The sequence below is a fragment of the Anaerobiospirillum sp. NML120511 genome, assembly GCF_023050955.1.
Taxonomy (GTDB): domain Bacteria; phylum Pseudomonadota; class Gammaproteobacteria; order Enterobacterales; family Succinivibrionaceae; genus Anaerobiospirillum.
The window spans coordinates 115,624-136,630 of the sequence record NZ_JALKIK010000002.1 but is presented as its reverse complement, the minus strand read 5'-3'; the positions used below and the strand labels follow the sequence as shown (position 1 = coordinate 136,630).

The following is a 21,007-nucleotide window of genomic DNA, read 5'->3' as shown; positions in this document are numbered from 1 at the left end:
GTGATATACCTGCTGTTTAGGGCATCACTGTTAGTTGGCTTGAGCATGGTGCTGGTGGTGTGCTCCACCTTTCCTGACAGATCCTCATCGAGCCAGGACAGCTCAGGCGTGCATGAAGCCGGAACCTCAAAAGGTGCCGGGGCGCAGTAGCGCAGCGGCTGACCTGTTGACGGGTGAGTAAAGCTCAGCAGTGCGGCATGCAGGTTCAGATGAGGGACGCATTCATAAATTCTGTCGCAGGCATACAGATGGTCTCCCAGTATGGAGTGACCTGTCTGCTGCATGTGTACGCGCAGCTGATGGGAGCGGCCGGTCTGAGGATACAGACGGACAAAGGTGGCATCGCGATCAGCATCATATTGCAGGGCCTGCCAGTAGGTTAGCGCAGGCTTGCCCACCTCGAAGTCCACGGTCTGATAAGGTCTGTTATTGATATCCAGAATCAGGGGCAGGTCCACAGCACCGGTACCCTCCATTTTGCCATCTACCCAGGCTACATAGACCTTGTGGACGTCGCGGGAAATAAACTGCTTGCCCAGACTGGATATGGCCGGTTTGTTCAGGCCCACTACCATGACACCTGAGGTGCCATAGTCAAGGCGATGCACGGCAAAGGCATTTTCATGAATGCTTTTGACACGCGAGAGAATGCTGTCACGGTGAATGGCCAGCTTGCCCGGTACTGACAAAATGGCAGAGGGCTTGTTCACCACCATAATGTCATCATCCTCATAGAGGATATCCAGAAAAGGACTTAACGGAGGATCGTAGTTGAAATCACGATGGGCCATCTTGCTTACCTTGCACCTGGGCATTAAAAAGCCCGTATAAAACGGGCTGTTGAAAAGGCGGTCAGTACCGCCATGGTCGGCATCTGCTTGCACTTCTGCCTCCGGGCGCGCTGCGCCCGGAGGCGGGACCGTATGACTCGAGGCAGCGCCCGGGCGGGAAACTTCGTCTCCATCACCATGACAGGAAATGAGTTTTCCTGCCCGGCTGTGACGGAACAGCACTTCCCGTCTGGTGGCGCGGCAGATGCGGCCGTTAAACTGTATTTTTGGAATTAGATGCCTTCCTGAGCAGGAACGCCGGAATTCTTGTCATCACGCCAGAAGAGCATGAAATCATACCAGCTGGACTCCTCTTCAGGCTCGGCAGCGGCTGCAGTAGTGCCAGGCTTTGCCTTTTCCTTCTCGCCAAAGAGCACAATGGTGTTCTTCTGGTGACGGGCATAGGCTGGAGCCAGGTAGTCAGGCTCATGACCGAAAGTTGACTTGTAGATAGCAGTCAGCTCTTTCTTTGGCTGCTCGAGGTTGAGACGATCATAGCTTCTGATCATCAGCTCCATGGCAGGCTGGAAAGCCTCGGTGGAGCGGTAGCTGTAGAGAATATTCTTGGTGTGGTTAATGGTGGAAACGTAAGCACCACGGGCAGAATAGTACTCGGCAATGGCCAGCTCACGACGGGCCAGCTGCTCCTTGATGAAAATCATACGCTGCAGAGCATCAGCGGCGTACAGACTGTCAGGATAGGTCTTTAACAGATCTCTGAAGGTGTTAAAGGCATTGTAGTAATTGGTTGGATCCTTTTCGGAACGATCGAGACCAAAGTAGTCCTGAATCATATCAGAGCGCTTCTGAATCTCAGTCAGACCCTTCATGTAGTAAACATAGTCAATGTTTGGATGAGTAGGGTTCAGACGGATAAAACGGGCAATCTGAGCAGCAGCAAGATCGCTCTCGCGCTCCTTGTAGTAGACATAGATTAAGTCCAGCTGAACCTGGGAGGAGATGTCACCAAAAGGATAACGGGAATCAATGGCCTCAAGATAGCGGCGGGCAGTAGTAAGACTGCCGGTAGCCATATTGGCTTTGGCGATTTTGTAGAGATTCTCCGGAGATACATCAGGCACTTCGTCACTGTTGTAGTTGGTACTGCAGGCAGTGAGGGCAAAAGTGAAGCTGAACATCACTGCGGCCAGGATCTTGTACATTAAAAAGCTCCGCTGGAATGAAAAAACCTAAGTGTTGAAGCCAGGCCGGTTGCGGCTGTGAAGCCCTGAGGCTTTCAGACCCGTCCTGGGATAAAGGCACTGCTGTCCCTTATTTGCTCCCGGGCTACAGACACCAGCGCATATTTTAGCAAACTTTGGCCATTGCTTAAGATGCCGCCCGGCTAAAAGCGCTTATTTTATTGTCCGCACCAGCCAGTCGCAGCCAGCCTGCCTGAGCAGTGCACCCTGGCGACCGGCAATTGCGCCTGACAGGCGGTCCTGCCGCTACGGCCGACTGCGCCACCCGGGCAGGCCTCATGATCTGCACCGTGTCTGCAATGACACTGCGGCAGTGACGGCGCTGCAGCGGTGCAGGCTGCATATACAGCTGAGGCCCGCAGATGCGGGCCTCGTATGCCAGCAGGCAGGCTGTGCATGCCTGCTGTAGTACTGTGTCAGAACAGCTTCCTGATTAAAGAATGTTCCACAGGAAGAGCATTTCAAGACTGATGCTGCCCAGAACCTTGTACATGAGGGCATTTAAGGCGTACAGAGCCAGCAGAATTACCATCAGGGAGATATCAATCATGCCGATTGGCGGGATGATTCTCTGTACAGGGGCGGTAATTGGTGAGGTGATCTGCCCCATCAGATAGCTGAAATCACGGGTAGCTGGCAGCCAGGAGCACAGAGCCTGAATGAGCAGCAGGGCAATTATCAGGTAGCCAAAGCACTTTATGAACAGAACTATGGAACCCAGAATAGCCATATAAAAAGGTGCTCTGATAATTAAGAACACGGCAATAATCCAGGCAACAAGGCCAATGATAAAGCCTACTACCATACCGGCTGCCGAGAAAGAGCCAATGCGGATATTGCGCCACAGACCGATGTTTACCAGCGGATTGGTAATTTTGGTAACGGCCTGGGTAACAGGATGATAATAGTCAGCAGATGAGCTCTGCATCATGGCTCTTAACTGGAAGAGCATCACCAGCGCAGTAGCAAGGTACATTAAAATCCAGAATGAACCTGGTAACATAAGAAATTAACTCCTTAAAAAGGAAAGTGCCCAGAGCATCTTTCCAGACAAATCTTAACAGACAGCACAGTCCGTATTACAAGCCAGCGCGGCCTCCCGGCCGGAGGGCAGCCAGGCCCTCCGGCCGGTGGCACATACGTGCCGTCTGGCAAACGGCGGCGGCACCGGAGCGGTGGCTATTTGTACATATCCTCAAATTCACGGGTACGACGCAGGCAGGCCTCTACAACCTCATGCATCATTTCTTCAAAACGGTACTCAGTCATTACCCCAAGTCCCTGGAAGGTGGTTCCACCCCTGGAGGTAACGGCCTCACGCAGCTGACCAATCTGGCGATCAGGATTAGCCTCAACCATGGAGGCTGTGCCCCTCATAACCTCAGTGGCAATGGTGCGGGAAAGGTCGGCATCAAAGCCGCGCTTTACCATCTGATCAACCATTGCCTCCATGAAGCGGTAGATAAAGGCTGGAGCAGAACCGGCAAGCACGCTTAAGGTATTTATGCCTTCTTCATCGGTTTGCACGGTGCGGCCCATACCCTCAAGCAGGGCAAGGCAGAGCTCTTTGTCGGCAGCGGTAACGCTCTCACCTGTGCACATGGCTGTAACGCCCATACCAAGCTGAGATGGAGTATTCGGCATGATACGAATGAGACGGCACTGACCAAGACGGCTGTAAAAAGCCTGCAGACGCCAGCCTGCTGCCATGGAGATGAAAAGCTTTGAGCTCAGATCCTGACCTGATTTGGCTATCTGCTCGAGCACTTCTGGCAGTATCTGAGGCTTTACGCCCAGGAAAACCACCTCAGCCCTGCCAAGAGCCTCAAGATTGTCAGAGGTAACATGAGCGCCTGCGGCTTTGAAGTGTTCCAGCTTTTCTACATGCGGGCCGGAAACGGTAATTTCATCGTTCTGGCCTCTTTTCTTTACTATGCCGTCGAAAATGCAGCGGGACATGTTGCCGCCGCCGATAAAGGCGATTTTAATCATGTTCATTGCTCTTGCTGTGCTCCCTGGTGTTTTATGACTGAGCTCTGTTTTTGTACTCACGCTCACCGAAAATGGCGCTGCCAATTCTGACCTCAGTTGAGCCGTTGGCAACAGCACTGGCCATATCAGCAGTCATTCCCATGGAAAGCTCTTTGAGCTCAGGATAAAGCTGCTGATACTGATCACGCAGCTCTCTTAAACGGGCAAAAGAGGCATTGAGCTCTTCTTCCGGAGCGTCAATACGGGCAACTCCCATCAAGCCTATCACCTCAACATTAGGCATTAATGAGGCGGATTTGAGCAGCTCAGGCAGCTCCTGCTCCTCACAGCCCTGCTTTTGCTCTTCATGAGAAATATTCACCTGAATCATGATCTTGAGCGGGGCCATGCCCTCAGGTCGCTGGTCATTAAGTCTCTCCAGAACCTTCATGCGATCGACGCTCTCGACCACATCAAAATGTGCAGCCACAGGACGGGTTTTATTGGACTGCAGAGGGCCTATAAAGTGCCATACAATGTCGCTTACGCCCTGTTCTTTCAGAGTTTTTATCTTATCTACAGCCTCGTTGACATAGGACTCGCCAAAATGCCTTTCGCCCTGCTCCCAGGCCTCTTTAATCTGCTCAAGGGGCTTGGTTTTGGATACACAAAGCAGTCTGACCTCTGATCTGTCACGGCCACATGAAGCAGCTGCCTTATCAATAAGGGCATGAACAGAAGCCAGATTTTCAAGAATATTTTGCATGACTTTCTTTCTTTGTTTAGGAGAAAACTAAAATAGGTCTGAGGCTGACAGGATGATGCGCCCTCTGTGCGACTGTCCTGAGAACAGGATGACGCGCCCTGAGCGACTGTCCTGAAAACAGGATGACGCCTCATGTGCGACTGTCCTGAAAACAGGATGACGCCCTGATCGACTCTCCTGAAAAACAGCATGGACAGGCCGCATTGCCAACCTGACAGCAGGTATTGAGCATGTAAGTTATTGTAAAGGACCTGGCCGCTAATATAATTGTTCCATGTCCTGAAAATTCACCTGCAACGTATCGACCGGCCTTATTGCCCGGCTCATGGACACTGCACAGGACAGCATAATACTGAAAGTTGCAGCCCGGACCTTTGTCCCTGTCACCATGACTGTGACAGATGCTGCCCTTACTGCCCAGGCCGTTCCTTCAGGGACTGACTGCATGCCATGCAAATCATGGCGCTGTAGCACACTGGCAGTAATTACGAAGATCCGATCTGGACCGGATCTGCTTTTTCACCGAGGAAATTATGTTTTATATTGATAGAGATACCTGCACAGACTGTGGCTCCTGCGTTGATGCCTGCCCTTGCGATGCCATTATCGTAGACGCCAACGGCAGCCATACCATTGACCCTGAGTTATGCGTTGAGTGCGGTGCCTGCTACGATGTCTGTGAGTATGCCAGCATTTTCGAGGCTGAGCCTGCTGACATGATTCCTCACAAGAACGTCTGATTTATAAAAGGCGACAGCAAGACAATGAGTCGGGCTGTCGCTTTTTTCATTGTGCCGCCTGCCCGACCAGGTAAGGACTGGCAAGGTAAGGACTGGCCAGGCAAGGCCATGCCAGGCCGTAATCCTGGCTGACTCTCTGGCGGCTCATACCATCCCTGCCTCTTCATCTGCCCTCCGACAGCACTGGCTGTCATCAGTACCGCATCCTCCTCTTGCCCCACGACCATTCCCCCGGTCTCTGCCCTGCAGACAGGCGCGCCGCTACATGCCCAGGCTCAGGCATGCTGCGGGGCTGAGCTGCCGCAGCATGCTGCCATGCGCGCTGGCGGTGGGCCTGAGCTTACTTGCCTGAGCCTACTGGCCAGAGCTTACTAATAGTAGCTTCCCTGGAAGCGGCGCAGGTTGAAAGGACGCTCATCATTTTCCACGCCGTCGTAGCAGTTGCGCACATCGCGCAGGAAGCGGCTCATGCCTGCCTTTTCCATACTGGTTCCATAACGCAGACGCTCATTGCTGTAGCACACATAAAGATGCTTGCGGGCACGGGTAAAGGCCACGTAGGCAAGGCGGCGCTCCTCGTCCAGGTCCTCAGCCATATAAGATGGCATTACGCCCTCCTCACAGCCCACAATCAGCACTACCGGGAACTCAAGGCCTTTGGAGGCGTGAATGGTCATAAGGTTTACACCCCTGTCATCATCTGTTCCATCAGCTCCCAGCTCGGTGCTCGCTGCCAGAGCAGTATTGGTCATAAAGGACTCAAAGAGCTCTGCTGTTGACATGTTGTGGGCAGGATCGACAGGTGCAAACATCTCACGATCATCCTCAACATCATCATAGTCATTGTTGCGGCTCAGGGCCATGACATTACCGGTAAAGCCCTTGGCATTGGCAATGAGCTGATCGAGGTTGCCGGTGCGTGACAGACCAACGCGTGCTGAACGGCTCTTCTGATCTTCCTTGCTGTAGAACTCATACAGACCGCTTTCATGGATAACAGCACTGATGAAGTTCTCAAGACTGAGAGTCTGGAGACTGGCGCGCATCTTTTCGATGAATTCAAAGAAAGGAATGAACTTGCTGATGATTTTGATGGATCGGCTGTCACCGCTTTTGAGCGTGTGCTCAATGGCATGATAACGGGACATGCCACAGGCACGTGCGTACTCGGTTACCTTGGCAAGAGCACTGTTGCCAATGCCACGGCGCGGGGTATTTACAATGCGCTCAAAGGACACATCGTCATTAGTATTGTAGATAAGCTTGAGGTAGGACATGGCATCGGCCACCTCCTGACGGTCATAGAACTTGAAGCCGCCAAAGACACGGTAAGGTATGCCCTCAATCATCATGGCCTGCTCCACACTGCCTGACAGATGGTTCATGCGGTAGAGCACGGCTATGTCCTCATAACGAAAGCCCTTTTTAATCATGGAGTTGATAAGACGGGCAACGCATGCGCCGTCATTACGGCCATCAGGCTCAATACGGACAAAAGATACCTGAGGGTTGGTCAGGGCATTCATGTCATGACGCTGCCACTTGTAAGCATTGCGCTCCTGAAGCCTGTCATAAGGGATCATGCGGTCACGGGAGAGAATGTCGATCATCTGGTCACGCTGACGGGCGGTCACAGCATCGAGCATCTCATCAAAGCTGTTAAAGTCCAGATAATCAAACTCACGGCTCTTAATCAGGCAGTCAATGACCTGCTGTCTGTTAAGGCTGTTGATAAGCTCCAGATCGTTTTTCTTTTCCAGCTCATAGCACTCAGGATTGACCAGAAACTTGCTGGTAATACGCTGCTCTGAGTAGTCGATAACTGCATTGGCCACATTGAGAATGTTCTGAGTTGAGCGGTAGTTAATATTGAGCTCGTACATCTCCATGTCAGGCAGATCGGTAAGAATCCTGGTCAGATTGCGGCTGTTGGCGCCACGCCAGCCGTAAATGGACTGATCGTCATCACCTACCACCATGATGTTGTTATCAGGACCTTTGAGCAGCATCAGCATTTCATACTGAGTGGTGTTGGTATCCTGAAACTCATCAATGCAGATGTACCTGTAGCGCTTGCGCAATCTGTTCCTGATTTCAGGCTTGTCGCGCAGCAGGTTTATGGACTTGTTGATAAGGTCGCTGAAGTCTACAAGGCCCATGCGGCTGCAGGTAATCTCATACCAGGCATAGAAAGCGCCCTTAATCTCATCGGGCGACATGCTTTTCCATCTGACTGGCAGAGTGGTGCTGAAGTCTGCAATATCTTCAGGGGAGAAAATGGTCTGCTCTCCTTTCTCCTTAAGACGTGAGATTTCACTGACCACATTAGGCGGAGTCAGACCGAGCTCGGAAAACTTGCCATACTCCTCATCACGGCTATCAATGCCGAACTCGGCATAGAAGTTTTTGACCATTTGCTCCTGGTCAGAGGTGGAAATGATGGAAAAGTCCTTTGGCAGCCCGGCTTCCAGGAAATAGCGGCGCAGCAGGCCATAGCAGAAGCTGTGGAAGGTGGACATCCTGATGCCAGGATTGCTGTCCCATTCCATGGCAGCCATCATGCGCTCTTCCATCTCGCGGGCAGCCTTGTTGGTAAAGGTCACCGCAAGGATATTCCACGGCCTGATACCCTCTTCTTCAATGAGATAGACAAGGCGTGATATCAGCACACGGGTCTTACCTGTTCCGGCACCGGCAACCACAAAAATATCCTGCAGCGGCGCAAAGACAATATCACGCTGCTGCTCGTTCAAATCGTCTATCAGTGCTCTGGTCATATGGAATGCTCCAAAAAGAAGGTAAACAGGTGGAATAAACAGCCAGGTGAGCGCAAGTCCCGCTCCGGCCTGCCAGGGTCCATAAATCATGTGCAGGCCCAGGCAAGGCCAGGGTCTGGCACCAGTCCGGCCAGGACGCCTTGCCATGGGCCCGGCCAGGGCGCGCGTCCTGAGCGCGGGCCTGTGCGCCTGAGGTGATGTGCCGACTATATCTGGTCTTTGTCGCCAGTCATCTCGTTTAGTGAGCTCAGGCTCTGAGTGAGCTGCTCGCGCAGCTTTTGCTGATTGAACTCACTGTCAGGTGGTACGGCACGAGGATGAGCCCGTGAGTAGACATCCTTGAGTCTGGCCACATCAACGTGGGTATAAATCTGGGTGGTGCCCAGTGCCGCGTGGCCCAGCATTTCCTGAACCATACGCAGGTCAGCGCCATTGCCCATCATCTGGGTAGCAAAGGAGTGACGCAGCTTGTGCGGAGTGACCTTGCCATCAAGGCCGCATTTCTGAGCCGCTTTTCTGATTTTGGCTGACACACTGCGGGTGCTCAGGCGGGTACCGTCACGGTTGACAAAGAAGGCATTGTTAACCGGTTTGAAAGTATCACGAACCTTAAGATACTCCTTAAGGGCTCTGAGCGCCTCACGTCCTACCGGAACCACACGCTGTTTGTTACCCTTACCCGTTACCCTGACCTCACGCATATCAAAATCGATATCACCAATATTGAGACTGACCAGCTCACCTACACGCAGTCCTGAGGCAAAGAGCAGCTGCTGCATGGCGTAATTACGCAGATCATAAGGGCTGTCGCCCTTGAGTGACTCTGAGAGCATGTCCACTTCATTAAGAGACAGTACCCTTGGCAGAGGCTTGCTGGCGCGGGGCATGGTTATAAACTCCATAGGATTGGAGTTCAGAATACGTCTGCGAATCAGATAGCTGAAAAAGGACGAGATCACGTGCAGCGAGTGCACCACTGACGAGCTGGCGTAGCGCTCCTGATCTGCAGTGAAATTGAAGTTACGGGCCAGAGTTCGTACCTGATTGCGACCGATATTCTGCCACTCATCAAGCAGCGCAGGACCATCCTCAGGACAGAGAATCTCAATTGAGCGTCCCAGCACCTCTTTGTAACTTCTGACTGTGAGTACTGAATAGCCCTTTTCATTACCCAGATAGCGTAAAAAGCGGTTAACCAGCTCATAAAGGCCGTCATTGCGCTCAAAAAGTGCTACAGCGCCCGCACCATCACGCCTCCTGCCCGTATAGCTGTCACGGCGCTCATCACCGGCAGGCAGCACCCCTACATACTCAATCCGCCCCGTCCGGCCGTCCCTGACATCAGCCCCGACATCAGCCTTGCCGACGGCCGCAGCATCAGCCGACGTGCCTGCATCAGCCGACGTGCCTGCATCAGACGATGCGCCAGCATCAGCGCGCGACGCAGCCTCAGCTTCAGCAGCACCATGGCCTGTATCAGCTTCAGATGCGCCCGCACCTGCCTCAGTTCCACCAGACTCACAAGGCAATTGCTGTTGCAAATATGAAACATTTTGTAAAGCACTTTCGACCGGCACTGCCGACTGCTCAGGAACTACAGACTGAGGCGGTACCTGCGGCTGCAGCTGTGGTTGCTGCTGCACCTGTGACTGTGGCGCTGGCTGAGCAAGAGGTACAGCGGGCATACCAGGCATGACCGGCTGCATTGGAGGCATAAGGGCTATCTGTGGAGCCGCCTGCATTGCCTGAACTGGCTGCTGCGATGCTATCTGCGAAACTTGCTGCAGTGGCGGCTGTCCTGGAGGCTGCGGCATCACTCCGGCCTGAGCCTGTACCTGCTGCATCTGCATTTGCTGCATCTGCATGAAGCTCTGATACTGCAGGAACTGCTGGTACTGAGCCATCATGTCAGCCTGTGCTGGCTGCCCCTGTGTCGGCTGCAACTGCCCCATCTGAGGCACAGCTCCGACACCAGGCACCGCCTGACCGGGCGCTGCTCCGGGAGGTTGTGCGCCCTGTGCGGCACTCATCTGAGCCTGAAAGGCCTGAAACTGCAGGAATTGCTGATACTGCTGGAACTGGGCAGCCTGAGCTGCTGCAGCTGCTGCAGCCTCATCGTTACCTGCCTGTGGCTGGGTACCAGGGGCGGGCATTGCTGCCTGCATGCCTGGAGCCATGGATGCTGCGGGCATGGCGGTGCCGGGCATGGGAGCCGCTGCGGGCATGGCGGTGCCGGGCATGATCATGCCCGGCGGCAGTGCGCCTTGATGCCAGGCTCCGGGCATCATGGCAGCAGCAAAATGGGCAGCGGCGCCGGAAGCGGCGCTGTTGCCCTGATCATTATTGTTGCTGCCCTGCTCAGTCATATTCTGGTCCTGCAGATGCAGCAGAGGCCGTCACTTTCACAGTGACGGCCTCTGCTGTCAGTTAATAGTAAGTGCTGGTCCCAGATTCTATCAAAACACTGGAACGCTTACCTGGCTTTGCTGTTTATCAGATGGTATGAACCTTTATGGTCAGCAGCAGCCAGGATGGCAGTTGCACTTCCCTGGCATACTGTTGATACGTGTGGTTATGCCATCAAGCAGGCTGTGGGCATGCTTAACGCCCTCCTCATTGATGGTGTAATAAACCCACTTGCTGTCTTTGCGGGCATTGACTATGCCTGCATCACACAGGATTTTCATGTGGCAGGACAGAGTAGACTGAACAATGTTCAGGTCCTCGAGCAGCTCACAGGCACATCTTTCTCCTTCCTTAAGCAGCATCAGGATTCTGACTCTGCTGGCATCACCAAAGGCCTTAAATATGCGGGCTGTCTTTTCTGCATCAGTCATGTCAGGTCCTCAAAACTATCGCTTTTCCCATTTGAGCATGCGGACACTGCGATTAAATCAAATGGCATATCAATAACTTTCACTGTGCTGAAAACCTGAAGACAAGGCCATAGCATGGCTTCACATAGCATATTCAGCATGTATGATTAAATGGCCAGAACTGCCTTACAGAGAACCGGCCCAGACATAATACCAGTACTGCAAGATGATCTGCATGCCTGAGGTCTCATAACTTATCATAACTTATGTCAGTATTTTTGTCTGATCTGACACCATTGCCCCCCTGTAAAAACACCAGGACCACGGCCCCATCCGTCTGTCGGATGAGACTGTGGCCTGAAATGCTGCCTACAGACGTCCCCGAGCTGGCTCAGTGTCTGGCGGCGGCAAGGCAGCGTCCGATCACTGTGCCTGGCAGCCTCCGGTCACTGTGCATGGCAGCCTCCAGTCACTGTGCCTGGCAGCGGCTGGGCACTGTTTATGACAGGAGGCGGGCCTGTGTCCGGTGGTATGCAGGGCGCTGTTTATGGCGTGCCTGATGGTGCCCGGTGGAGCTACTGAATATCCATGGTGCCCTCAAAGACTGTTGTTGCAGGCCCCTTCATCATCACTGGATGGCCAGGACCATCCCAGCTTATGGAGAGGGTTCCACCTGGCAGATGTACCTTGACCTTATTGTTCAGAAGACCACGGACCATACCGGATACGGCTGCAGCACAGGCACCGCTGCCACAGGCCATGGTCTCACCGCAGCCGCGCTCATAAACGCGCAGATTGACCTCACTGCGTGATATCACCTGCATGAAGCCTACATTGACGCGCTCAGGGAAGGTCGGATGAGATTCAAGCACAGGACCAAGAGTATCAATGGCACAGGTGGCTGTATCCTCAACAACTGTGACCATATGGGGATTGCCCATGGATACGGCACCGGCAGTAATGGAGCTTACTCCGCACACGGCCTCATCAAGAGGGATCTGGTAAGCTGGCTGCTCAGTGGTGAAGGTACATGGAACCTTTTCCGGCTCCAGAACAGGACAGCCCATGTTCACTACCACCTCACCGTCATCCTCAAGAATCAGAGTAAGCTCACCTGAGATGGTGGAGACACGGATTTCCTTTTTGTTACACAGATTGTGCTCAACCACAAAACGGGCAAAACAGCGGGCACCGTTGCCACACATCTGCACCTCGGAACCGTCCTGATTGAAGATACGGTAATGGAAGTCCATGTCAGGGCTGTAAGGAGCCTCAACTACCAGCAGCTGATCAAAGCCCACTCCAAAGTGGCGGTCACCAAGACGCTTTATAAGCTCCTGGTTGAAAAACACCTTCTGGGTAACACAGTCCACGACCATGAAATCATTACCCAGGCCATGCATCTTGGTAAAACGAATCTGCATTAAATTCTGTCCTGATCGGGCAGCAGCACCGTATCAATTGCTTAAGGGAGTCACGGCTCCCCATCATGGGTGCTGTGCATAAAAATAAGGCAAGCCTGCCTGCGCAGCTTGCCATAATCAAACGAAATCTCATCAAGATCTCTGCAGTTACGGCAAATATGCACTGCCGTACTGCGTGACGTGACGCTTTATAAAATAATATATGCGCACCGCTGTTGGCACCCATTGGCGTTGTCATGGGCTTGCCCATGGTCATTGTACTGGGCATGACCATGGGCGTTGTCCTGGTCATGCCCACGGGCCCTGGCCTGACCAGGGAATTGCCCCTGGCATGGTCATGTCCTGCCTGGCAGAACGGACCATGCCCATGGTCGCCATGCCGTGGCTTATCAGGCCTCACTGATAATGATTTCGTTGTTCCACATCTCTTCTTCTTTCTGGCGCTCACGGATGACATAAGCCTTGTCACCGTCTACCAGAATTTCAGCACACAGAGGGCGGCTGTTGTAATTGGAGGACATGGAACTGCCGTAGGCACCGGCACCACGTACTGCAAGGATATCGCCCTCACGTACGTTCAGATGACGGTCCTTGCCCAGGAAGTCATCAGACTCACAGATAGGGCCTACGACATCGTACAGCAGTGTGCCATTGGAGCCGCTGCCTGGCAGCGCATCAGAGGCATCACGCTTTACGGCTGGAATGATATTCATCCAGGAGTTGTACAGGGCCGGACGGATAAGATCACCCATGGCGGCATCAACAATACAGAAATTGCGCTCGGTATTGGACTTGAGGTAGAGCACGCTGGTCAGCAGGATGCCGGCATTGGCAACCATGGCACGGCCCGGCTCGCAGTAGATGGAGACATCGATGTCCTTAAGACGCTGAATAACTGCAGCCAGATACTCATAAGGAGATGGAGGAGTCTCGTCGTTGTAGGTAACACCAAGACCGCCGCCAATATCAATGTGGTCAACCTTAATGCCGATTTCAGCAAGCTGTTGGTACAGGGTAATGAGCTTGTCGGTAGCCTCGATGATAGGGGCACCGGAGGTCATCTGAGAGCCGATATGGCAGTCAATACCGGTGGCTTCCATATGCTCGGACCTGCCAATGTAGGTATACAGACGCAGAGCATCCTCAAAGGCAATACCGAACTTGTTCTTCTTGAGACCTGTGGAAATGGAAGGATGTGTCATGGCGTCAACATCAGGATTGACGCGCAGCGCAACCGGAGCCTTGATACCAAGACGGGAAGCTACCTTCTCTACCTTGTAAAGCTCGCTTTCAGACTCGACATTCAGGCACTTGATACCCTTTTGCAGAGCAAATTCGATTTCGTCCTCACGCTTGCCCACACCAGAGTAAATAACCTTGCCAGGGTCGCCACCGGCTCTGATTACTTTCATGAGCTCGCCCTTGGAGACCACGTCAAAGCCACAGCCTGACTGGGCAATGATATTGAGAATGGCCAGAGAGCAGTTGGCCTTGACGGCATAGCATACCAGGTGGTCCTTGGCAGCAAGAGCCTCCTCAAAGGCACGTAAGTGACGTACCAGAGTGGCCTTTGAATAGACATACAGAGGTGAACCAAAGCGCTCAGCCAGCTCAGTTACCCTGATGTCCTCAGCGTAAAGCTCGTTTTCTTTATAGTTGAAATAATCCATCGTTACACCTGGAAAATGGTCCCGGACGGGCCGGGCTGAACACAGAGGCGCGCCGGCAACAGCCTGACCACTTGTTTATCTGCACTTATGCAGATCTCTGCCTCATGTATGTCCTGCTGCAGGCAGTACTCACAGTGCTGCCCCGTTTACAGCAGATTAGACTTGCCCTGACTGATGACAGCCGGCCTGACTCCACTGCCTGCGGCAGTTGAGCCCGTGGCAGCCAGATGCTGCCTGCGGATGCATGCAGCTGAAGTTGCGGCTGAAGTTGCTGCTGAAGTTGCAGGCATCAGGCTGCAGCACACGGTTGCAGCACTCGGCTGCCCTGTCAGTCCTTACTGGCCTCATCCGGTTCGGCGGAGTCAGCTGCGGCAGGAGCTGCAGCTGGTGCCTGGGCTGGAGCTGGAGCAGGATCGGCGGCCGGCTCAGGCATGTAAAGGTCGCCCTTGAGGCCGCAGCCAGCCATAAAAATGGCGGCGCACAGAGCACCAGCAATTAAGGAAAGTCTGTTCACAGATACCCCCGGAAGAGATAAATCAAAAAAAGAATATCACGATTTGCACCACATCAGAGCCAGATATGGTTAGCTAAGACTTATTTGCACTAATGACAGGCATTTTGCCCTATACAGGTTCAAATTTCCCCCTTTGCCCGGACTTACAGTCACTTAACCAGGACAAATTGCAGTGCAGGCGACTGCTGCGGGATCCCGTGGGGCAGGTCAGCTGGAGCTGCCCCGGATGGTGAATGGGTGAATGGAGTTGAGGTCCTTGTTGAGCACAAAGTACTGAGGAAGATTAAAGCGTACGGCGTTGTTGCTGCCGCCCTCGCTCTGACTGGTATAGAAACGGTTAATGGCGTTTACCAGGGTGGCACGCGAGCCAAAGTAGTTCCTGTAGGTAGTTACCTCGTTGCGCTCATTAACAATGTAGATATCCCAGTGTCCCTTGGTCTGTGGACAGAAGAAGTACTGAACAATACCTGAGGTGGCATAACGGTCCACAATAGGAGGAACCTGAAGAGCATACTCAGGACGCATTCCATAACGGGAAAGAACGCTTATGTCATACTCGCTGGAACCAAAGACGCTCTTTTTGTTAATCATGACACCACGCTCACCCTGAGCACGGGCAATGTAGGTATTACGGCCCACATCAAATACGTATTCAGAGCTGCTGTCAGTAGTCATACAGCTGAATACCTGTCTTACTGTGCCCTCAAGATCGTACTTGATGAGATCCTGATAAGAGGCAGCATAAGAGCAGATCTCAATAAGCTCCAGCATGTCCTTGACACTGTTAACAGCCGTAGTGTTACTCATAATGCGCAGCAGGGTAGCAAGAAGCTCAACCACGCCCTCCTCACCATTAGGCAGGGCAATGGTACGCAGCTCACCCCAGCTGTTAACCGTAATCAGATCAATGGAGCCGATAAGACAGCTGCGCTGACGGCCACAGCACAGAGTAGAGCTGTAGTCGATATCGACAATCTTGTTCTGCAACAGCTCGGTATCGTCCTTTTCCAGATTGAGCACTACCAGACAGCCATGCAGCTTAACTGAGCGTTGCAGATTCTGCTCGGAAACAGCACCACGGCGTGGCTGCAGATAGCGCTTAATGTCGTGACTGAGCTTGTTGATCTTAAGCGGGGTAACAGCCGATGGTGCGCCCTTTACCCAGGTAGAGGTTCGGGTGGTAAGCAGACCGTTAAATACAGCCCAGGTAACCACCTCACTAAGACGTGCGCCAATGTAGCTGACCTTGAGATTGAGCAGGGCAACGTCGTCTCCTGCGGTACTGTAAAGATGCCAGCCACGGCGGCACAGGCTGTGAGGAGAAGGACAGATAAAGGTCAGGTCACGCTCCTCAAGGTTATGAGAGAAGGAGCTGTTAATCACCATTACCTTGCCCGGGAAACGGTCAAAAGCGGCGTAGAGTTTGCGCGAGAGAATGCCGGCGTCATCGGAGGTAATGGCGTATTCAATACCATGGCGCACCGAGAAGCGCAGCAGCGACTGATAGCTCTCCAGCAGGGTACGGTAGACCTCCTTGTCAAAGGAGCGCACTGCCTCCATCTTCCAGGTGGCCACCTGCTCAAGCTCACTTACGAACTCAGGAGACCAGCCCCAGCGTACGCTGAACTTGTTGAGCAGCTCGCGCTTGAGTCTGAAGTCATCACGATGATAGGAAGCCTTGTTGTTCAGGCCCATGAAGATCTTCAGATAGAAGCACTTGCGCATCAGCATCAGACGGCTTTCATGGCCTATGCTCTGCAGGTAATTGGATACCTTCAGATACATCAGATAGTACGAGTCCAGATCAAGGCTGTAGCCGTCGTGCGACAGCATGTAGTCCTTGAGCTCTGAAGAGAGCAGATGGGTATCAGGATAGTCATTGGAGTAGGCCTCCATGAGCAGAATCTTGAGTACCACCTTGAATGGTGAATCAATGGCCTTATACAGCAGCCACAGACCTGATCCGAAATATTCGGTAGGTGAGCTTTTTACCACCGAGCCAAAATCAAACCACTCGCTGGCATCAAGAGGCGCCTCAAACTCGTGGAAATTGTCTCTGCGGGCCTCTTCTTCACACTCCTGACGGCTCAGAATGCTGCCATAAGCCCACTCAGGGTAGTTGCCTGAGCTGCTGGCCAGTTTCTTCTTGCCATCAACGTAATGATCGAGATCCTCAATGGACTGACTTTCAGTAAGCAAATGCTCGACCGGCAGAGTATTGTTTAAAAACGGTACCGGAGCAATACCCATCGCAGCGGCAAGACGCTCAATACCGGCGGCCTTTTCATGGCGGCCATCGGCATTGGACCTGCTTTCACGGGCAGCACGGCTGGCATCAAGAGTCAGGCTCACATTGCCTGAAAAGCCCACCACAGAACCTGTCATAAGATCCTGAGCATAAGGAGAGCTCAGGGTAGAGCTGACGCGCTGGGCGCCCCTTTCACCCTGTGTCGGGAAAAACTTTTGCAGCTTGAGAGTAAAGCTGGTATTACGGGCCAGAGAGCGCGCTACGCGCACCATCTTCACCGAGGCACGCCGGGCCGTACGACTGCGACGTCGGCCCCTGCTCTTGCCCGCAGCATGCATCTCACCAGCGGCCTCAGTACCGGCACCGGCATCAGTACCGGCACCAGCCGCAGCTGCGCTCACTGCGCCGGCGGCTGCAGCAACGGCCGCATCATGGCCCTGCTCATCATGGTACCAGGCACGCTGACTACCGGCAGTGATTAAGGTGCTGTCATAAAGGCCGTCAGCGGCGTCAGCGGCAGAGCCGGCCGCTACTGCCGTTTCCTTGCGCTCAATGGTCAGATCAGGGCTGTGGGCACCAGTGCCCAGGGTAATTTCAGCGCTGATCTCAAAAGATGGCTGACCCTGACTCTGTGCATGATCCGTATGGTCAGCTGTAGCAGACTTGCTGCCTGCTTTTCGGTACTTGCCTGAAGCCCAGGCAAAAAGGGCTGCATGACGCAGTCTGCCTCCAAGGGCAGAGGCGGTGGCGCCACCATGAGCCTCACCACTGTTACTTTCATTTACAGCACCTGAATTTGCCTGCACTGCTGACAGCGTCGAGACCTGCTCAGCGGCAGCCTGCTCAGCGGCAGTGACTGGGGCATGGCATGGGGCATGGTCTGAGGCAGCTGCATGAGCTGATGCGGCGGCCGCGCTGCGCATCTGACGGAGCTTTTCGAGGCGGGCAGCAGCTCGGTCGTGAGCACGGGCGCGACGAATAATAGAGCTGGAGCTGTCTGCAGCTTCAGTGCTTGCCAGAAGCTCATCGCGTGACAGCTCATGCTCGGCCTGCATCAGAGCTGCCAGCAGGGACGGATCATCATCATGAACGCTGCCAGCGCCCGCCCCTGCGCCCGCCCCTGCGCCCACTCCTGCTCCGGCGCCTGCTCCCACACCTGCGCCACCGGGGGCAGCAAGGACGGCGTTACCGGAAAGGCCCTGAGCACCTGAGTCAGGTACCGGCCGGGACCAGGACTGGGACTTGAACAGAGAGTATTGCAGTGGCTTAGGCTGCGGCTGACCGCCAAAGGCGAGCTCCTGCCTGTTCCTGTCGGCATCTGCAGCCATGGAGGCCCCGGGCAGAACATTCATGTCGGCCTGAGTGCCTGAATACATGCCACAGCGCATGCCTGATGACATTACGCTGCTCAGCCCCGGCTGACCCTGACTGTTATTTACAGTGACTATGTAGCGCTCATCAGTGATGCCATGGGCAAGTTCAGCTGAACCTGCGGTAAGCAGCTCACTGCGAGAGCCGGACACCATATGGAGGGCAGGGCTGTTAAATACTGAGGAGGAGGCCGATGGAGATGACATGCCTTCAGATACGGCTGACATGCCTGCAGCCATGCTGCGCTGCAGGGGGTCTGAAGTACTTGCATCAGATACGGCCCTGCCTGACAGAGATGACTGTACTGCTGTCTTACTGTCCTTGTCAGCGCCCTCTCCCATGGACTCAAAGGTAATCATATTGTCCATGGAGGCCAGCAGAGCACGGGCTGCCGGATTGAGCTCAAGATATTCAGAGCTGGCTGCACCTGCGGCGTCATCGTATAAGGCCGCAGATGACAGCGAGGCTGCAGGCACGTAAGAACGGCCTGCCCCGTGTGCTGCGCCATGCAGAGTGCTCATGGCAGCACCGCTCTTATCAGACAGCAGTGCACCTGCGGCAGCAGCAGCATCCATGGCAGCTGCAGCCTGCAGAGTCAGGCTGTTGCCAGTGTCAGCTGCTGCGGCCGTGGCTGCAGCGGCGCCAGGGGCCGCTGGCCCGATGGCTGCCTTGCGGCCTCTTATGGCACGGCGGATAAAACTGCCCCTGCCAGCGCCGTCGGATATAGAGGCGCCGGCCACGAACTGGCCTGATGCCGCATCAGCTCCCAATGAGGCTGAGCCCTCAGCGCTGTGCCCGGATGCAGAGGTGACTGCCTCTTTGTGAGCATGGCCAAAACGGAACAGGGTGCTGACAATGCGGTTTTTAATAATCTGGTTGGAGCGGCTGGACAGCTCACGAAGATTGGTCAGCTGACGCAGAGCCTCATCAGTAATGTCCCTGACAAAACTGCTGTCACCTGACTGTGCAGCAGCGACACTACGTGCCTGGGCATCAGCCTGAGCATCGCTCTGCTGATCGGTATAGATGACAGGAGCATAGACGCTCGAGCGGGACATCAGAGCATCCGATCTGATAAAGGACGGGAGCATGGAACCGTCACGCAGCTGGGCAATCCAGTCCTCAAGACTTAAAAAGCCGGCATAGTGAGGAATGCCATTTTGCCTGAAGTACTCATCATCAATGAGATCGTCATTATCAAGGTCAATGGCTACCTGGGTGTCAGGCAGCTCTACCTTGTTAAGCTCATAAACCTGCTCAAGGCTTGGTGCCCAGTCATCATCAAGGCCGTCGTCAGCGGTGCCGCTGGCGCGGGCGCCGCTTATGGCTGCTGCACCAGCTGCGCCGGCAGATGCCGCGCCGGCATCGCCAGGTGCTGCGACACCTGAGTCAGTCCGGACGGAAATGCTTACATCCTGAGCAGCATCGCTGCAGTGGCGGAGCACGCCTGGTAATGAGCCCAGAGCTGAGCTGACATGGCAGTCTGTTACTACAGGGGAAGCGTAAACAAGCTGACTGGTAAGCGGGTAGGCAAGCTCCATGGAGCCGCAGAAATTGACCAGCTGGCTTTGCGTATCGATGCTGCGTCCACTGTGAAGATTGAGTATGGTGCCGCTTTCAAGCGATGAGAGCAGACTTGAGCGCACTACTGTGCCCTCATGCTCATTCATGGCACTGACGTACAGGGAGCTGTTGGCCAGCAGAGGGCAGACTGACAGTAAGGGGGCCGAGGCAGCGGAGAAATGTCTGGTGTTTTCGCTCAGGTCACGACAGGTAATAACACGCGTATGACCGGCTCTGTTATTGACCAGAATGTGTGAGCTTGCAGGAGCCTTAGCAATAAACTGCTCCATGCCGGAAACACCCTGAGTAAGGAAAGTTACATATTCGTCATAGGCCTGCTGCTCTTCCTTGGTGGAGATGAGATACCAGACAATGTAGCGTCCGCACAGACGTATGGAAGAACGGTAAAACTCATCGAGCAGGAAGAGATTCTGAGCACTGCCGCAGTTTTCCTCATCAAGGCAGTCAGGCTGGAAATTGGTAAAGCGATCCTCAGGGGTAACGAAGAGATTGAGCTCTACGCCCTGGGATTTGATGTATTTGGTGATAAAGCGGCACTTGTCCTGCAGCGCAGCCGTCTGTTCGCGGCTGAGCGAGGCTTTGACACATACCCATATATCCACATCCGAGCTGTCAGACTGGCCAATTGAGGAGGTTGAGCCCATGGCGTACAGGCCCAGAATGGCATGTTCACGCGGCTCTTTTAAAGGCGGGGCCCCTGTAACCAGAGTGTCCTGTAAAAAGCGTCTCTGTCTTTCATCAGGGGTAAACATGTCTATGCCATGAGGCACACCGCCTGAGCGGTAGCCAGGCAGGTTGACATGATTGTAATGCAGCAGCACAGGAACAATGGACAGGCAGAAACGGGCATCATGGCTCATCAGTGACAGGGCGTGCGCAAGGCGGGTCTCATTGAGCTCCCTGTAGCGCTTGAAGCGTGTCATGATCTGTTTTTTGGGAATATAAACCATGATCGTTCCTGACAGTGAAACATCCAGGATACAGGCTGAGCCCGCACCTTTCCAGACTGAACTTACCCCGCACACAAAACATTTGCATGAGTACCGGCGCCCACTGCGGCCGGACTGCCGGAGCTCAGGGGCGGGCGCTGTGGC

At 54.0% G+C, this 21,007-nt stretch carries 12 protein-coding genes and 1 pseudogene; 1 reads left to right on the top strand and 12 read right to left on the bottom strand.

Annotated elements, in window-relative coordinates; translation table 11 throughout:
- Positions 1–122: 122 nt before the first annotated feature.
- The 5 genes and pseudogenes from MXE39_RS00895 to MXE39_RS00875 all read right to left on the bottom strand — a co-directional run.
- Positions 123–791: pseudogene (locus MXE39_RS00895) on the bottom strand (pseudouridine synthase); the annotation flags it as partial.
- Positions 792–1,063: 272 nt separating this feature from the next.
- Positions 1,064–1,993 (bottom strand): outer membrane protein assembly factor BamD, encoded by a 930-nt coding sequence (bamD, locus tag MXE39_RS00890; RefSeq protein WP_246975986.1) that lies wholly within the window; start codon positions 1,991–1,993, stop codon positions 1,064–1,066.
- Between the two features lie 472 nt (positions 1,994–2,465).
- Positions 2,466–3,035: a YggT family protein gene (locus MXE39_RS00885; RefSeq protein ID WP_246975989.1), complete on the bottom strand. Its 570-nt coding sequence runs from the start codon at positions 3,033–3,035 to the stop codon at positions 2,466–2,468.
- 176 nt (positions 3,036–3,211) lie between these two features.
- The gene (gene proC, locus MXE39_RS00880; RefSeq protein WP_246975991.1) at positions 3,212–4,030 is read right to left on the bottom strand and encodes a pyrroline-5-carboxylate reductase; all 819 of its coding nucleotides are present in this window, start codon (positions 4,028–4,030) and stop codon (positions 3,212–3,214) included.
- A 25-nt stretch (positions 4,031–4,055) separates the two neighbouring features.
- Positions 4,056–4,769, bottom strand: a complete 714-nt coding sequence (locus tag MXE39_RS00875; protein WP_246975993.1) for a YggS family pyridoxal phosphate-dependent enzyme — start codon at positions 4,767–4,769, stop codon at positions 4,056–4,058.
- 533 nt (positions 4,770–5,302) lie between these two features.
- Between MXE39_RS00875 and MXE39_RS00870 the strand changes: the two genes are divergently transcribed.
- On the top strand, positions 5,303–5,509 hold the full coding sequence (locus MXE39_RS00870) for a 4Fe-4S binding protein (protein ID WP_246975996.1): 207 nt from the start codon (positions 5,303–5,305) through the stop codon (positions 5,507–5,509).
- Positions 5,510–5,880: 371 nt separating this feature from the next.
- On the opposite strand, the gene MXE39_RS00865 is transcribed toward MXE39_RS00870, so the two are convergent.
- The 7 genes from MXE39_RS00865 to MXE39_RS00835 form a co-directional block, all read right to left on the bottom strand.
- The gene (locus MXE39_RS00865; protein ID WP_246975999.1) at positions 5,881–8,286 is read right to left on the bottom strand and encodes a UvrD-helicase domain-containing protein; all 2,406 of its coding nucleotides are present in this window, start codon (positions 8,284–8,286) and stop codon (positions 5,881–5,883) included.
- A gap of 206 nt (positions 8,287–8,492) precedes the next feature.
- Positions 8,493–10,652, bottom strand: coding sequence for a tyrosine recombinase XerC (locus MXE39_RS00860; RefSeq protein ID WP_246976002.1), 2,160 nt, complete (start codon positions 10,650–10,652; stop codon positions 8,493–8,495).
- 150 nt (positions 10,653–10,802) lie between these two features.
- Complete coding sequence (locus MXE39_RS00855) at positions 10,803–11,123, bottom strand: metalloregulator ArsR/SmtB family transcription factor (protein WP_246976005.1); 321 nt, start codon at positions 11,121–11,123, stop codon at positions 10,803–10,805.
- A 554-nt stretch (positions 11,124–11,677) separates the two neighbouring features.
- On the bottom strand, positions 11,678–12,526 hold the full coding sequence (gene dapF, locus MXE39_RS00850) for a diaminopimelate epimerase (protein ID WP_281503340.1): 849 nt from the start codon (positions 12,524–12,526) through the stop codon (positions 11,678–11,680).
- Positions 12,527–12,915: 389 nt separating this feature from the next.
- Positions 12,916–14,196: a diaminopimelate decarboxylase gene (gene lysA / locus MXE39_RS00845; RefSeq protein ID WP_246976008.1), complete on the bottom strand. Its 1,281-nt coding sequence runs from the start codon at positions 14,194–14,196 to the stop codon at positions 12,916–12,918.
- 328 nt (positions 14,197–14,524) lie between these two features.
- Positions 14,525–14,710, bottom strand: a complete 186-nt coding sequence (locus MXE39_RS00840; RefSeq protein ID WP_246976011.1) for a lipoprotein — start codon at positions 14,708–14,710, stop codon at positions 14,525–14,527.
- Positions 14,711–14,917: 207 nt separating this feature from the next.
- Entirely contained in the window at positions 14,918–20,836 is a 5,919-nt protein-coding gene (locus MXE39_RS00835) for a class I adenylate cyclase (protein WP_247073708.1), read from the bottom strand.
- Positions 20,837–21,007 lie beyond the last annotated feature (171 nt).

What these genes read in the sequence shown, in the direction of transcription:
- MXE39_RS00865 (WP_246975999.1), bottom strand. Translation starts at nt 8,286, where the DNA reads ATGACCAGAGCACTGATAGACGATTTGAACGAGCAGCAGCGTGATATT.
- MXE39_RS00875 (WP_246975993.1), bottom strand. Translation starts at nt 4,769, where the DNA reads ATGCAAAATATTCTTGAAAATCTGGCTTCTGTTCATGCCCTTATTGAT.
- bamD (WP_246975986.1), bottom strand. Translation starts at nt 1,993, where the DNA reads ATGTACAAGATCCTGGCCGCAGTGATGTTCAGCTTCACTTTTGCCCTC.
- dapF (WP_281503340.1), bottom strand. Translation starts at nt 12,526, where the DNA reads ATGCAGATTCGTTTTACCAAGATGCATGGCCTGGGTAATGATTTCATG.
- MXE39_RS00860 (WP_246976002.1), bottom strand. Translation starts at nt 10,652, where the DNA reads ATGACTGAGCAGGGCAGCAACAATAATGATCAGGGCAACAGCGCCGCT.
- MXE39_RS00870 (WP_246975996.1), top strand. Translation starts at nt 5,303, where the DNA reads ATGTTTTATATTGATAGAGATACCTGCACAGACTGTGGCTCCTGCGTT.
- proC (WP_246975991.1), bottom strand. Translation starts at nt 4,030, where the DNA reads ATGAACATGATTAAAATCGCCTTTATCGGCGGCGGCAACATGTCCCGC.
- MXE39_RS00855 (WP_246976005.1), bottom strand. Translation starts at nt 11,123, where the DNA reads ATGACTGATGCAGAAAAGACAGCCCGCATATTTAAGGCCTTTGGTGAT.
- MXE39_RS00835 (WP_247073708.1), bottom strand. Translation starts at nt 20,836, where the DNA reads ATGACACGCTTCAAGCGCTACAGGGAGCTCAATGAGACCCGCCTTGCG.
- MXE39_RS00885 (WP_246975989.1), bottom strand. Translation starts at nt 3,035, where the DNA reads ATGTTACCAGGTTCATTCTGGATTTTAATGTACCTTGCTACTGCGCTG.
- lysA (WP_246976008.1), bottom strand. Translation starts at nt 14,196, where the DNA reads ATGGATTATTTCAACTATAAAGAAAACGAGCTTTACGCTGAGGACATC.